Origin of the sequence: Escherichia sp. WS1265, from assembly GCF_046487585.1 — a bacterium.
Taxonomy (GTDB): Bacteria; Pseudomonadota; Gammaproteobacteria; order Enterobacterales; family Enterobacteriaceae; genus Escherichia; species Escherichia coli.
Map to the genome: position 1 here is coordinate 74,430 of NZ_JBJQJE010000013.1, position 15,048 is coordinate 89,477.

The following is a 15,048-nucleotide window of genomic DNA, read 5'->3' on the forward strand; positions in this document are numbered from 1 at the left end:
GAGAGGACGATGGTTGCGGTAAGAAGTGCACATATCAATAAGGCTGGTGAATTTGATCCGGAAAAATGGATCGCAAGTCTGGGTATTACCAGCCAGAAGTCGTGTGAGTGCTTAGCCGAAACCTGGGCGTATTGTCTGCAACAGACGCAGGGGCATCCGGATGCCAGTCTGTTATTGTGGCGTGGTGTTGAGATGGTGGAGATCCTCTCGACATTAAGTATGGACATTGACACGCTGCGGGCGGCGCTGCTGTTCCCTCTGGCGGATGCCAACGTAGTCAGCGAAGATGTGCTGCGTGAGAGCGTCGGTAAGTCGGTCGTTAACCTTATTCACGGCGTGCGTGATATGGCGGCGATCCGCCAGCTGAAAGCGACGCATACCGATTCTGTTTCCTCCGAACAGGTCGATAACGTTCGCCGGATGTTATTGGCGATGGTCGATGATTTTCGCTGCGTGGTCATCAAACTGGCAGAGCGTATTGCTCATCTGCGCGAAGTAAAAGACGCGCCGGAAGATGAACGCGTACTGGCGGCAAAAGAGTGTACCAATATCTACGCGCCGTTGGCGAACCGTCTTGGGATTGGACAACTGAAATGGGAGCTGGAAGATTACTGCTTCCGTTATCTCCACCCGACCGAATACAAACGCATCGCAAAACTGCTGCATGAACGCCGTCTCGACCGCGAACACTATATCGAAGAGTTTGTCGGCCATCTGCGCGCTGAGATGAAAGCTGAAGGCGTTAAAGCTGAAGTGTATGGTCGTCCGAAACACATCTACAGCATCTGGCGCAAAATGCAGAAAAAGAACCTCGCCTTCGATGAGCTGTTTGATGTGCGTGCGGTACGTATTGTCGCCGAGCGTTTACAGGATTGTTATGCCGCACTGGGGATAGTGCACACTCACTATCGCCACCTGCCGGATGAGTTTGACGATTACGTCGCTAACCCGAAACCAAACGGTTATCAGTCTATTCATACCGTGGTTCTGGGACCAGGTGGCAAAACCGTTGAGATCCAAATCCGCACTAAACAGATGCATGAAGATGCAGAGTTGGGTGTTGCTGCGCACTGGAAATATAAAGAGGGCGCGGCAGCTGGCGGCGCACGTTCGGGACATGAAGACCGGATTGCCTGGCTGCGTAAACTGATTGCGTGGCAGGAAGAGATGGCTGATTCCGGCGAAATGCTCGACGAAGTACGCAGCCAGGTCTTTGACGACCGGGTGTACGTCTTTACGCCGAAAGGTGACGTCGTTGATTTGCCTGCGGGATCAACGCCGCTGGACTTCGCTTACCACATCCACAGTGATGTCGGGCACCGCTGCATCGGGGCAAAAATTAGCGGGCGCATTGTGCCGTTCACCTACCAGCTGCAGATGGGCGACCAGATTGAAATTATCACCCAGAAACAGCCGAACCCCAGCCGTGACTGGTTAAACCCAAACCTCGGTTACGTCACAACCAGCCGTGGGCGTTCGAAAATTCACGCCTGGTTCCGTAAACAGGACCGTGACAAAAACATTCTGGCTGGGCGGCAAATCCTTGACGACGAGCTGGAACATCTGGGGATCAGCCTGAAAGAAGCAGAAAAACATCTGCTGCCGCGTTACAACTTCAATGATGTCGACGAGTTGCTGGCGGCAATTGGTGGCGGGGATATCCGTCTCAATCAGATGGTGAACTTCCTGCAATCGCAATTTAATAAGCCGAGTGCCGAAGAGCAGGATGCCGCCGCGCTGAAGCAACTTCAGCAAAAAAGCTATACGCCGCAAAACCGCAGTAAAGATAACGGTCGTGTGGTGGTTGAAGGTGTCGGTAACCTGATGCACCACATCGCGCGCTGCTGCCAGCCGATTCCTGGAGATGAGATTGTCGGCTTCATTACCCAAGGACGTGGTATTTCAGTACACCGCGCCGATTGCGAACAACTGGCGGAACTGCGCTCCCATGCGCCAGAACGCATTGTTGACGCGGTATGGGGTGAGAGCTACTCCGCCGGATATTCGCTGGTGGTCCGCGTGGTGGCTAATGATCGTAGTGGGTTGTTACGTGATATCACGACCATTCTCGCCAACGAGAAGGTGAACGTGCTTGGCGTTGCCAGCCGTAGCGACACCAAACAGCAACTGGCGACCATCGACATGACCATTGAGATTTACAACCTGCAAGTGCTGGGCCGCGTGCTGGGTAAACTCAACCAGGTGCCGGATGTTATCGACGCGCGTCGGTTGCACGGGAGTTAGGCCGAAATTAGCTCGTATCTACAATGTAGATTGATATATACTGTATCTACATATGATAGCGGTTTGAGGAAAGGGTTATGATCCACAGTAGCGTAAAGCGTTGGGGAAATTCACCGGCGGTGCGGATCCCGGCTACGTTAATGCAGGCGCTCAATCTGAATATTGATGATGAAGTGAAGATTGACCTGGTGGATGGCAAATTAATTATTGAGCCAGTGCGTAAAGAGCCCGTATTTACGCTTGCTGAACTGGTCAACGACATCACGCCGGAAAACCTCCACGAGAATATCGACTGGGGAGAGCCGAAAGATAAGGAAGTCTGGTAATGGTAAGCCGATACGTACCCGATATGGGCGATCTGATTTGGGTTGATTTTGACCCGACAAAAGGTAGCGAGCAAGCTGGACATCGTCCGACTGTTGTCCTGAGTCCGTTCATGTACAACAACAAAACAGGTATGTGTCTGTGTGTTCCTTGTACAACGCAATCAAAAGGATATCCGTTCGAAGTTGTTTTATCCGGTCAGGAACGTGATGGCGTAGCGTTAGCTGATCAGGTAAAAAGTATCGCCTGGCGGGCAAGAGGAGCAACGAAGAAAGGAACAGTTGCCCCAGAGGAATTACAACTCATTAAAGCCAAAATTAACGTACTGATTGGGTAGGTGTTACTAACTCACTTCTATTCTGGTCACAGGTTTCCACCTGACAGACCCGCAATTTTCAGGACATTCTAATGAATCAAATCGACCGTTTGCTCACTATTATGCAGCGCCTGCGCGATCCGGAAAACGGCTGCCCGTGGGATAAAGAGCAGACATTTGCCACCATTGCGCCTTACACCCTTGAAGAAACCTACGAGGTGCTGGACGCCATCGCCCGTGAAGATTTTGACGATCTTCGCGGTGAACTGGGCGATCTGCTGTTCCAGGTGGTGTTTTACGCACAAATGGCCCAGGAAGAAGGGCGCTTTGACTTTAATGATATTTGCGCCGCGATCAGCGATAAATTAGAACGTCGCCATCCGCATGTTTTTGCTGACAGTTCTGCCGAAAACAGTAGTGAAGTGCTTGCCCGTTGGGAGCAAATCAAAACCGAAGAGCGCGCGCAGAAAGCGCAGCATTCGGCGCTGGACGATATTCCTCGTAGTTTACCGGCTTTAATGCGTGCGCAAAAAATCCAGAAACGTTGCGCCAACGTTGGTTTTGACTGGACGACGCTTGGTCCGGTAGTCGATAAAGTCTACGAAGAGATCGACGAGGTGATGTACGAGGCACGGCAGGCTGTTATCGACCAGGCTAAACTGGAGGAGGAAATGGGCGACCTGCTGTTTGCCACGGTCAACATGGCCCGCCATTTAGGGACAAAAGCAGAGATTGCACTACAAAAAGCCAATGAAAAATTCGAGCGTCGTTTTCGCGAAGTGGAGCGTATTGTTGCCGCGCGTGGACTGGAAATGACAGGTGTTGACCTCGAAACAATGGAAGAAGTCTGGCAACAGGTAAAACGGCAGGAAATTGATCTCTAAGGGAATTACGTGGTCAAGCGCGATTTGTGTCATTTTTTAAATGACAAGCGCTTGATTTGCGTCAAAAACATTTACCCCAAAGGGGCTATTTTCTCACTCCTGATTTCAATAGTGCGCTGGCGAAGAGGAGGGATAATGAAAGTTTGTGGCACAGGTCATGTTCGGGTATACTGCTTTCCCGTCCTGGTTATTCCATCGTCTTTTCAACCTAACTTCTCAGGTTCAGCATGACAACGAACTATATTTTTGTGACCGGCGGGGTCGTATCCTCTCTGGGTAAAGGCATTGCCGCAGCCTCCCTCGCAGCCATTCTTGAAGCCCGTGGCCTCAATGTGACCATCATGAAACTGGATCCGTACATCAACGTCGATCCAGGTACTATGAGCCCAATCCAACACGGGGAAGTGTTCGTTACTGAAGACGGCGCTGAAACCGACCTGGACCTGGGGCACTACGAGCGTTTCATTCGTACCAAAATGAGCCGCCGCAACAACTTCACCACGGGTCGTATCTACTCTGACGTTCTGCGTAAAGAACGCCGCGGTGACTACCTCGGCGCAACCGTACAGGTTATTCCGCACATCACTAACGCTATCAAAGAGCGCGTGCTGGAAGGCGGCGAAGGTCATGACGTGGTACTGGTCGAAATCGGCGGTACAGTAGGTGATATCGAATCCCTGCCGTTCCTCGAAGCGATTCGCCAGATGGCTGTTGAAATTGGCCGTGAGCACACCCTGTTTATGCACCTGACGCTGGTGCCGTACATGGCAGCGTCTGGTGAAGTCAAAACCAAACCGACTCAGCACTCTGTAAAAGAGCTGCTCTCCATCGGTATCCAGCCTGACATCCTGATTTGTCGTTCAGATCGCGCCGTTCCGGCGAACGAACGTGCGAAGATTGCATTGTTCTGTAATGTTCCGGAAAAAGCGGTTATTTCTCTGAAAGACGTCGATTCCATCTATAAAATTCCGGGCCTGTTGAAATCGCAGGGGCTGGACGATTATATTTGTAAACGATTCAGCTTAAACTGCCCGGAAGCGAATCTGTCCGAATGGGAACAGGTTATCTTCGAAGAAGCGAATCCGGTAAGTGAAGTCACCATTGGTATGGTCGGCAAGTACATTGAACTGCCGGACGCTTACAAATCCGTGATCGAAGCACTGAAACACGGTGGGCTGAAGAATCGTGTCAGCGTCAACATCAAACTGATCGATTCACAAGATGTTGAAACGCGCGGCGTTGAAATTCTTAAAGGTCTGGACGCAATCCTCGTACCTGGCGGTTTCGGCTATCGTGGCGTAGAAGGCATGATTACGACCGCGCGTTTTGCGCGTGAGAACAATATTCCTTATCTGGGCATTTGCCTGGGTATGCAGGTGGCGTTAATTGATTACGCTCGCCATGTTGCCAACATGGAGAACGCCAACTCTACGGAATTTGTGCCAGACTGTAAGTACCCGGTTGTGGCGCTGATTACCGAGTGGCGCGATGAAAACGGCAACGTTGAAGTTCGTAGCGAGAAGAGCGATCTCGGCGGTACCATGCGTCTCGGCGCACAGCAGTGCCAGTTGGTTGACGATAGCCTGGTTCGCCAGCTGTACAATGCGCCGACAATTGTTGAGCGTCATCGTCACCGTTACGAAGTCAACAACATGCTGTTGAAACAGATTGAAGATGCAGGTCTGCGCGTTGCGGGCCGTTCCGGGGATGATCAGTTGGTCGAGATCATCGAAGTTCCGAATCACCCGTGGTTCGTGGCTTGCCAGTTCCATCCGGAGTTTACTTCTACTCCACGTGATGGTCACCCGCTGTTTGCAGGCTTTGTGAAAGCCGCCAGCGAGTTCCAGAAACGTCAGGCGAAGTAAGAAAAAAGTTAGAACGGCAACGCGTACCTTGGGTACGCGTTGTTTGTCTGGAGTTTCAGTTTAACTAGTGACTTGAGGAAAACCTAATGTCCAAAATCGTAAAAATCATCGGTCGTGAAATCATCGACTCCCGTGGTAACCCGACTGTTGAAGCCGAAGTACATCTGGAGGGTGGTTTCGTCGGTATGGCAGCTGCTCCGTCAGGTGCTTCTACTGGTTCCCGTGAAGCTCTGGAACTGCGCGATGGCGACAAATCCCGTTTCCTGGGTAAAGGCGTAACCAAAGCTGTTGCTGCGGTAAACGGCCCGATCGCTCAGGCACTGATTGGCAAAGATGCCAAAGATCAGGCTGGCATTGACAAGATCATGATCGACCTGGACGGCACCGAAAACAAATCCAAATTCGGCGCGAATGCAATCCTGGCTGTATCTCTGGCTAACGCCAAAGCTGCTGCTGCCGCTAAAGGCATGCCGCTGTACGAGCACATCGCTGAACTGAACGGCACTCCGGGCAAATACTCCATGCCGGTTCCGATGATGAACATCATCAACGGTGGTGAGCACGCTGACAACAACGTTGATATCCAGGAATTCATGATTCAGCCGGTTGGCGCGAAAACTGTGAAAGAAGCCATCCGCATGGGTTCTGAAGTTTTCCATCACCTGGCAAAAGTTCTGAAAGCGAAAGGCATGAACACTGCTGTTGGTGACGAAGGTGGCTATGCGCCGAACCTGGGTTCCAACGCTGAAGCTCTGGCTGTTATCGCTGAAGCTGTTAAAGCTGCTGGTTATGAACTGGGCAAAGACATCACTCTGGCGATGGACTGCGCAGCTTCTGAATTCTACAAAGACGGTAAATACGTTCTGGCTGGCGAAGGCAACAAAGCGTTCACCTCTGAAGAATTCACTCACTTCCTGGAAGAACTGACCAAACAGTACCCGATCGTTTCTATCGAAGACGGTCTGGACGAATCTGACTGGGACGGTTTCGCATACCAGACCAAAGTTCTGGGCGACAAAATCCAGCTGGTTGGTGACGACCTGTTCGTAACCAACACCAAGATCCTGAAAGAAGGTATCGAAAAAGGTATCGCTAACTCCATCCTGATCAAATTCAACCAGATCGGTTCTCTGACCGAAACTCTGGCTGCAATCAAGATGGCGAAAGACGCTGGCTACACTGCAGTAATCTCTCACCGTTCTGGCGAAACTGAAGATGCTACCATCGCTGACCTGGCTGTTGGTACTGCTGCAGGCCAGATCAAAACTGGTTCTATGAGCCGTTCTGACCGTGTTGCTAAATACAACCAGCTGATTCGTATCGAAGAAGCTCTGGGCGAAAAAGCACCGTACAACGGTCGTAAAGAGATCAAAGGCCAGGCGTAAGTCTGACTTTATCTGATTTAAAAATGCCAGCCTTCGGGCTGGCATTTTTTATGGTTGAGTTACCAGCGACCGGACGCGCCGCCACCGCCAGAAGAACCGCCCCCGCCGCTAAATCCGCCGCCACTTGAGCCGCCACCGGAACCGCTGTTGTCTGAATGATAACTTCTACCAGATGCTTTTTTCTGAAGTACACATAAACAGGTAAAGACCATAATGGTGGTGAAAGTAAAAAAGAAGAAAAATACAGCAATGGAAAAAGTTTTATCGGAGAACAGGAATACATCTAAAAGATAGATTGCTGAAATACAGACACTGCTTTTACATGCGCGACAAAAATTACTGCCTTGATGAAAAAACCAGAAAGGGAAGAACATCACTGCAAATACCCAAAAAATAGCAAAGTAATAATGATCACTGGAAGACGCTGATTCAATTTCTGAAGGATTAGCCGGATATTGGTGTTGTGAAGTGAGTTGGTTATTCAAAGCGTTTATAGCTAGCTCTAATCCCTGAGCTAATTTTTGTTGTTTAAATGCGGGTATCATGTTGCTACGGATGATATCTCCAGCCAGAGCATCGGTTACCTTTTCTTCCAGCCCATAACCTACCTGGATGCGGACAGTACGATCCGACCAGGCAACAATGATCAGTATCCCATCATTACGTTTGGCATCTCCTAAACGCCAATTGTCAAAAACCCGTGTAGCATATTTTTCAATTGTCTCGTCTTTGGTTGTGGGAACAATTAATACAGCAATTTGCACTTGGGTATTATTGAAAATAGATTCTAACTTGTACGTCAGTTCTTTCTTTTCTTGTGAGTTTAAGCTACTCGTAAGATCCGTAACTTGTTGCTGTAATGATGGGACAATAGTTGGTTGGGCTGCAACAAAGGAACACACGAATGTGAATATTGGTATGAAATAGCGCATTATAAATGTCCCATTAAAGCTGGATAAATAAATTGACGGCGGCATCGGTAATTTGAGATTCGTTATAATTAAAAACGAACACAGAAAAAATAAGTATAATTTTGGTGAATGTTTTTGACATGATTAAATCCCTTTACTTTATTTATTTCTGACATAATACGTTACTCCCTTTTATTATTAACGATCTGTTTCTCATTTTTCTTTAAACCTGCCTGTAACAGAATGTTAATAAGACATGATTGTTGTGGCAGGATCTGCAATAATTAACAATTATCCACTTCACAGAGAATGCTATGCAGTACCCGATTAACGAGATGTTCCAGACCCTGCAAGGTGAGGGTTACTTTACCGGCGTTCCCGCCATTTTTATTCGTTTACAGGGATGCCCGGTCGGCTGTGCCTGGTGCGACACCAAACACACATGGGAAAAGCTTGAGGATCGGGAAGTTTCCCTTTTCAGCATTCTGGGTAAAACGAAAGAGAGTGATAAGTGGGGAGCAGCAAGCAGTGAAGACTTACTCGCAGTCATCGGTCGTCAGGGATACACCGCGCGTCACGTGGTGATTACGGGTGGTGAACCTTGTATTCATGACTTGATGCCACTAACTGATCTGCTCGAAAAGAACGGTTTCAGTTGCCAGATAGAAACCAGCGGTACTCATGAAGTGCGTTGTACGTCGAATACCTGGGTCACCGTGTCGCCAAAGCTAAATATGCGTGGTGGTTATGAAGTATTGTCGCAAGCCCTGGAGCGAGCTAACGAAATCAAACACCCAGTTGGACGCGTACGTGATATCGAAGCACTGGATGAATTGCTTGCGACGCTGACCGATGATAAACCGCGAGTCATTGCACTGCAGCCGATTAGCCAAAAGGATGATGCCACACGTTTGTGCATTGAAACTTGCATTGCGCGTAACTGGCGTTTGTCGATGCAAACACATAAATATTTAAATATTGCCTGATTACACATTTATATGCGTTATAAATGGGTGGAACCTGTAAAGACTTCCACTCATTTATATTTTTTGTCGCCTCTGAAAACTCATCCATTTTGCCCATTCCGGACTAATCATTGTCATTCTCTACAAATTCTGTGGCGTTAATTTTTCTCTGAGGTGAAAATTATTACGTCGGAGTTTGGTAGATTTTAGTTTGTATAGAGTTATTTTAAATATTTACCTTTTCAATCAATGGATTAAGTGCTCTTTAACATAATAGATGTGTTGTTTGTGTGATACTGTAAAGTTGGTAGATTGTGACTGGCTTAAAAAATCATTAATTAATAATAGGTTATGTTTAGAGAGTTCCCCGCGCGAGCGGGGATAAACCGCGCGCAATGCTGCATTATTTGTGTCGGGCTGGGAGTTCCCCGCGCGAGCGGGGATAAACCGAATACGCATTAAAATGTTTGCAAGCCGCAAACGAGTTCCCCGCGCGAGCGGGGATAAACCGACAATCCCACGCCGATAATCTCTATACAGCAAGAGTTCCCCGCGCGAGCGGGGATAAACCGGATAGGTGTTACACATATGACCAGGCACTGGCGAGTTCCCCGCGTCAGCGGGGATAACCATTCAGGTATGTTCAGGCCGGGCAGTTTCCCGCCCGGCCTTCCTCACTTACGCATTCGACCAGCTCTGGATCGAATCTTCATTCCCCAGCTCACCATGCATCACTTCATACGATTTTTTCAGGATCACATCAGTGTGCTTGGTTAGGTCTTTGAAAATGCCTTTATTCATCGCGTCGTAGCGTTTGGCGTTGCTCTCAACAGGCATAAAGATATCTTTCACGCGAACCATTTTGTCGACAGCCGTTGCGTAATCCGGGTATAGCCCCAGACCTACCGCCGTATTAATCGCTGCCCCCAGACTTGCACAACCATTAATGGCGTTACGGCGTGCCGGAAGGTTGAACACGTCGGCAAAAATCTGCATAAACAGATCGCTGTTCGAACCGCCGCCAGTAATGATCACATGCTTTGCAAAGTGATTCATTTCATTACACATATTGTCGTAATTGTTCTTCAGCGTCAGCGCCACGCTTTCCAGTATCGAACGATATATCCATGCGTAATCCATGCTGGAATCAAAGCCGATCATAATCCCGCGTTTGTACGGTTCCCACGGATTGGTCAGCCAGTCCAGCACCGTCATCAGACCATTACAGCCAGGCGGCACACAAGACGCTTTTTTGTTGAGCAAATCTTCCGGTGAAAGATCCTGTGCTTTGGCATCCTGAATTAACGACTCGCCTAACATGTCGCGCAGCCAGCTCACTGTCCACATGCCTTTGCGGATACCGTAACCTTCATACAGCAATGTTTGCGGAATAGAAGACATAATCGGCCAGTACGCTACCGGATCTTTCGGCAGTGCTTTGCCGTTCATCATCAACGCGATGTAAGTGCCAAGAGAAATTACCGTAGTTTCATCATCCAGTAACCCGGCTCCCAGTGCTTCTACCGGTTTATCACTGGTGGTACAAACAACCGGCAGCCCAGCCGGGAAATGTGTCGCCAGTGCGGCTTGTGGTGTGATATGTCCGAGGACGGTGCCAGGCATTTGCACATCAAACAGCATATGACGGGGGATATTAAACTTATCCATTACCGCAGCCTCTTCGCTCCATGCCCAGCTCTTATAATCCACCGGCCACTGACCAAAATAGTTGGCGATATTATCTTTAAACTCGCCGGTTAAGCGATGCGTCAGATAACCCGAAAAAGAGGTGACATATGCCACGTCAGGATTCGTATGTTCGTAAGGGCGTGTAACGCGAGCATCCTGCCAGCTAATCAACGGCACAGCTGGCGTGCCATCGGCTTTCAATAACGCACGGCAGCAACGGATGGATCCCAGACCAATACCGACAATATCTTCTTTATTTCCGGCAAACTGACTCATCAAATCGTGACCGGCAAAACATAATGATGCCCATAAATCGTCGTCAGGATGTTCTGCAGTATCGGCATCTGGCGTGTGCATCGGCTGTAATAAGCCTTTGCCTTCGCAAACCACGTTACCTTCCAGATCGTACATCACCACTTTTGTGCTCTGACTTCCGCCATCAATCCCTATGATGTATTTTTTCGACATGATTTTTCTCCTGTAATTTTCTGGACTTACTTGCTGCTAGCCATAGCAGGGGCGCTATCAGCAGTACGAATTTTTTGGAACAGCAAAAAGGTAAAGACGATCACCATGGCAAGCGCCGCCATGCCCATCAGCCACATATTGCGGTAGGCTTCTGCAGCGGGCAGGGTGTCTTGCCAGTAGCCGATAATCGGGTAAACGAAGACATCCGGCAGGAATCCAATCACCGAACAAATACCTACCGTGGTGCCCATAATGTAAGACGGTGTTCTCGCTTCGCCAGGGCAGGCCCAGTACAGCCCGCGTGAGGCGTAACAGGTGAATCCCAGCAGTAAAATCAGGCCAATCCCCATCGCGACCGATTGCGGGTTAGAGTTCGTGACGAGCAGGGCAGTTAACGCCAGCAAGCCGAGTACGGAAAGGATTTGGATCACGCGGGTAGGGGATTTCACTTTGCTGTAGGTGGTGATAATGCCACCAAGTGGGCCGCACAGCGCGCGGAAGATTTTGTTGATCACAATCCCCATGTAGCTCGCCGCCACCAGCGACATGCCGTACATTTCGGTCAGATAGCTGGTGGAGTAACTCAGAATGGCGTAGATGGTGAAGACACCAAAAATCACCATGCTGCAATACCAGGTGGTTCTGATGCGCAAAACGGCCAGGATGTCGCTAAGCTGGAATGAATGTTTTTCTTCGTTATTGGTATTGCGCAGGTTGTTGTTATCGCTAACAAAAAACCAACACAAAATGCCCAGCAGAATGTAAACCACACTATAGATAATAATGACCGTTTTCAGGCTGGCGCTGTCATCCGGTGCAAAGCGAGAAAAGACCCACATGGTAAACACCGCCAGCGACATTACACCGACGCCGCGCAGCCCTTCCATCCAGCCCATAATTTTCCCTTGCTCGCTATGATCGCCCAGCAACGAGGCGGCTTTAATCGACACCGACCACAGCATTAAAATCGTCGTTATCGCAAAGGCGACCTGAATACAGAGCATTACCCACAGCGGTGGATATGTTGCCATTAACAGACCCAGTAATCCGGTAATGATCATCGCGGAAGTAATCATTTTGCGGTGTGAATATTTATCGGCAATAACGCCGCTGGGGGCATAAAGAATAATAGCCGCAATACCAAAGGTACTCATTATTAAACCTATCTCGGTATTGCTGAATCCCATAAATTTCGCCATGGGAATTTGATAAATATAACGTAAATAAGCCAGGTCGAAACTAACGCCGCCGCTAAAACTAATTATCGCGAGGGTTATCCAACGGCGACATGAGTTGTGTTGCATATCGTATTCCCATTTGTAATAGACAAAAAAAAGAGAAAAGTAAGCCGCCCTTTCAGGTGGATTACTTATCTCAGGTCTCTAGTAATTGCAATAAGAAATAACATGGAAAGCAGTGGTGTTGTGTGAGAGTAATCACGCTTCTGCTTTTTAAAATTATTTGACAATTCGAATATCACACTGTGATTACGATCACATTAGCGATTATGCCCTTATGATAAAAATTATCTCCAGTTACCAGAGATAATGAGAAAGGTAACTTCCCTCTCGCGGGGGAAGTTACCTTTCTTTTTTTTTGCCTTACGGAAATTGGAGCTAACTATGTCAATCGAATCTCTCAATGCGTTCTCAATGGATTTTTTCTCCCTGAAAGGTAAAACCGCAATTGTTACCGGCGGGAATAGCGGTTTAGGCCAGGCATTTGCCATGGCGCTGGCCAAAGCAGGCGCAAATATCTTTATTCCAAGCTTCGTCAAAGATAACGGCGAAACAAAGGAAATGATTGAAAAACAGGGTGTTGAAGTAGACTTCATGCAGGTGGATATCACCGCAAAAGGCGCGCCGCAGAAGATAATCGCCGCCTGTTGCGAACGTTTCGGTACCGTCGATATTCTGGTTAACAATGCCGGTATTTGTAAGCTGAATAAGGTGCTGGACTTCGGTCGTGCCGACTGGGATCCAATGATTGATGTGAACCTGACCGCCGCATTCGAGTTAAGCTATGAAGCTGCAAAAATTATGATCCCGCAGAAAAGCGGTAAAATCATTAATATCTGTTCATTGTTCTCTTACTTAGGTGGACAATGGTCACCTGCTTATTCTGCCACTAAACATGCTCTTGCCGGATTCACCAAAGCCTATTGCGATGAATTAGGTCAATATAATATTCAGGTGAATGGTATTGCCCCGGGAGATTACGCTACCGATATCACTCTGGCGACCCGTAGTAATCCAGAAACTAACCAGCGCGTTCTTGATCATATTCCGGCAAACCGTTGGGGCGATACTCAGGATTTAATGGGCGCAGCCGTATTCCTCGCAAGTCCGGCATCGAATTATGTCAACGGACATTTATTAGTGGTTGATGGCGGTTATTTAGTGCGCTAATCCATAACGGTGGTTTCTGTTTTCTCTTATTAATGATTATTCCATTTTTATTATCAGGAAGGAATTACTATGTCTTTATCTCGCGCAGCGATTGTCGACCAGCTAAAGGAAATTGTTGGTGCAGATCGCGTAATTACCGATGAAACAGTATTAAAGAAAAACAGTATTGACCGTTTTCGTAAATTTCCGGATATTCATGGTATTTATACTTTGCCGATTCCGGCAGCGGTCGTAAAACTCGGTTCCACAGAACAAGTCTCCCGTGTGCTGAATTTTATGAATGCGCACAAAATTAACGGTGTGCCGCGTACCGGCGCTTCCGCCACTGAAGGTGGGCTGGAAACCGTTGTGGAAAACTCGGTGGTGCTCGACGGCTCCGCCATGAATCAAATCATTAATATTGATATTGAGAATATGCAGGCGACGGCGCAATGTGGCGTTCCGCTGGAGGTGCTGGAAAACGCGTTGCGTGAAAAAGGTTACACCACGGGGCATTCTCCGCAGTCAAAGCCGCTGGCGCAGATGGGCGGCCTGGTAGCAACCCGCAGTATCGGGCAGTTCTCCACACTCTACGGCGCAATCGAAGATATGGTCGTTGGTCTGGAAGCAGTATTGGCTGATGGCACCGTAACACGCATTAAAAACGTACCACGCCGCGCGGCAGGCCCGGACATTCGTCACATCATCATCGGCAACGAAGGTGCATTGTGCTATATCACTGAAGTAACTGTGAAAATCTTTAAGTTCACCCCGGAAAACAACCTCTTCTACGGCTATATCCTGGAAGACATGAAAACCGGCTTCAACATCCTGCGTGAAATCATGGTGGAAGGGTATCGTCCGTCGATCGCTCGTTTGTATGACGCTGAAGATGGCACCCAACACTTCACCCATTGTGCCGATGGTAAATGTGTGCTGATCTTTATGGCTGAAGGTAACCCTCGCATTGCGAAGGCGACAGGCGAAGGGATTGCGGAAATCGTGGCACGTTACCCGCAATGCCAGCGAGTGGACAGCAAGCTGATCGAAACCTGGTTTAATCACCTGAACTGGGGGCCGGATAAAGTGGCCGCTGAACGTGTGCAGATCCTCAAAACCGGCAACATGGGCTTTACCACCGAAGTGTCCGGCTGCTGGAGCTGCATCCACGAAATCTACGAAAGCGTTATTAACCGTATTCGTACCGAGTTCCCGCACGCCGACGACATCACCATGCTGGGCGGTCACTCCTCTCACAGCTACCAGAACGGCACCAACATGTACTTCGTTTACGACTACAACGTTGTCGACTGTAAGCCGGAAGAGGAAATCGACAAGTACCACAATCCGCTCAACAAAATCATCTGCGAAGAAACCATTCGCCTCGGCGGTTCGATGGTGCACCACCACGGTATTGGTAAACATCGCGTTCACTGGAGCAAACTGGAACACGGCAGCGCGTGGACGTTGCTGGAAGGTCTGAAAAAACAGTTCGATCCTAACGGCATTATGAATACGGGTACTATCTATCCGATTGAAAAATAATGTGTGAGGCAGCGTTCCGCTATGAGGGGCGTTGCCTTTTCGGCTTCTCAGGCGAGAAGCCGTTC

Annotated in this window: 12 protein-coding genes, 1 pseudogene and 1 CRISPR repeat array; of the genes and pseudogenes, 9 read left to right on the forward strand and 4 right to left on the reverse strand. The window is 48.8% G+C overall.

Features of this window, described 5'->3' with window-relative positions; translation table 11 throughout:
• Nucleotides 1-9 precede the first annotated feature (9 nt).
• The 6 genes from relA (at nucleotide 10) to eno (ending at nucleotide 7,018) form a co-directional block, all read left to right on the forward strand.
• Entirely contained in the window at nucleotides 10-2,244 is a 2,235-nt protein-coding gene (gene relA / locus ACJHX3_RS14260; RefSeq protein ID WP_001551562.1) for a GTP diphosphokinase, read from the forward strand.
• A 77-nt stretch (nucleotides 2,245-2,321) separates the two neighbouring features.
• On the forward strand, nucleotides 2,322-2,570 hold the full coding sequence (mazE, locus tag ACJHX3_RS14265; RefSeq protein ID WP_000581937.1) for a type II toxin-antitoxin system antitoxin MazE: 249 nt from the start codon (nucleotides 2,322-2,324) through the stop codon (nucleotides 2,568-2,570).
• The gene (gene mazF, locus ACJHX3_RS14270) at nucleotides 2,570-2,905 is read left to right on the forward strand and encodes an endoribonuclease MazF (RefSeq protein WP_257122409.1); all 336 of its coding nucleotides are present in this window, start codon (nucleotides 2,570-2,572) and stop codon (nucleotides 2,903-2,905) included. The genes mazE and mazF overlap by 1 nt, the downstream gene beginning before the upstream one ends.
• A 71-nt stretch (nucleotides 2,906-2,976) precedes the next feature.
• A complete protein-coding gene (mazG, locus tag ACJHX3_RS14275; protein WP_001071644.1) occupies nucleotides 2,977-3,768 on the forward strand; it encodes a nucleoside triphosphate pyrophosphohydrolase in 792 nt (263 codons plus the stop codon).
• A gap of 227 nt (nucleotides 3,769-3,995) precedes the next feature.
• On the forward strand, nucleotides 3,996-5,633 hold the full coding sequence (gene pyrG / locus ACJHX3_RS14280; RefSeq protein WP_000210878.1) for a glutamine hydrolyzing CTP synthase: 1,638 nt from the start codon (nucleotides 3,996-3,998) through the stop codon (nucleotides 5,631-5,633).
• Nucleotides 5,634-5,719: 86 nt separating this feature from the next.
• On the forward strand, nucleotides 5,720-7,018 hold the full coding sequence (gene eno / locus ACJHX3_RS14285; protein ID WP_000036723.1) for a phosphopyruvate hydratase: 1,299 nt from the start codon (nucleotides 5,720-5,722) through the stop codon (nucleotides 7,016-7,018).
• A 59-nt stretch (nucleotides 7,019-7,077) separates the two neighbouring features.
• Here eno and ACJHX3_RS14290 read toward each other — a convergent pair whose 3' ends face one another.
• On the reverse strand, nucleotides 7,078-7,950 hold the full coding sequence (locus ACJHX3_RS14290; protein WP_094308501.1) for a TPM domain-containing protein: 873 nt from the start codon (nucleotides 7,948-7,950) through the stop codon (nucleotides 7,078-7,080).
• A 13-nt stretch (nucleotides 7,951-7,963) separates the two neighbouring features.
• A pseudogene (locus ACJHX3_RS14295) lies at nucleotides 7,964-8,105 on the reverse strand (hypothetical protein).
• Between the two features lie 138 nt (nucleotides 8,106-8,243).
• Here ACJHX3_RS14295 and queE point away from each other — a divergent pair.
• Nucleotides 8,244-8,915 (forward strand): 7-carboxy-7-deazaguanine synthase QueE, encoded by a 672-nt coding sequence (queE, locus tag ACJHX3_RS14300; protein WP_001199984.1) that lies wholly within the window; start codon nucleotides 8,244-8,246, stop codon nucleotides 8,913-8,915.
• Between the two features lie 339 nt (nucleotides 8,916-9,254).
• A CRISPR array of direct repeats spans nucleotides 9,255-9,527; the repeat unit is 29 nt; unit sequence GAGTTCCCCGCGCGAGCGGGGATAAACCG.
• A gap of 45 nt (nucleotides 9,528-9,572) precedes the next feature.
• On the opposite strand, the gene ACJHX3_RS14305 is transcribed toward queE, so the two are convergent.
• Together ACJHX3_RS14305 and ACJHX3_RS14310 are read right to left on the reverse strand one after the other, a co-directional pair.
• A complete protein-coding gene (locus ACJHX3_RS14305) occupies nucleotides 9,573-11,051 on the reverse strand; it encodes an FGGY-family carbohydrate kinase (protein ID WP_094321849.1) in 1,479 nt (492 codons plus the stop codon).
• Nucleotides 11,052-11,077: 26 nt separating this feature from the next.
• Nucleotides 11,078-12,355 carry an MFS transporter gene (locus ACJHX3_RS14310; RefSeq protein WP_094321848.1) on the reverse strand — a complete coding sequence of 426 codons (1,278 nt, stop codon included), beginning with the start codon at nucleotides 12,353-12,355 and terminating at the stop codon, nucleotides 11,078-11,080.
• A 318-nt stretch (nucleotides 12,356-12,673) separates the two neighbouring features.
• Between ACJHX3_RS14310 and ACJHX3_RS14315 the strand changes: the two genes are divergently transcribed.
• Together ACJHX3_RS14315 and ACJHX3_RS14320 are read left to right on the forward strand one after the other, a co-directional pair.
• A complete protein-coding gene (locus tag ACJHX3_RS14315) occupies nucleotides 12,674-13,459 on the forward strand; it encodes an SDR family oxidoreductase (protein ID WP_094308499.1) in 786 nt (261 codons plus the stop codon).
• A 69-nt stretch (nucleotides 13,460-13,528) separates the two neighbouring features.
• Nucleotides 13,529-14,983 (forward strand): FAD-binding oxidoreductase, encoded by a 1,455-nt coding sequence (locus ACJHX3_RS14320; RefSeq protein ID WP_094321847.1) that lies wholly within the window; start codon nucleotides 13,529-13,531, stop codon nucleotides 14,981-14,983.
• The last annotated feature ends 65 nt before the right edge of the window (nucleotides 14,984-15,048 follow it).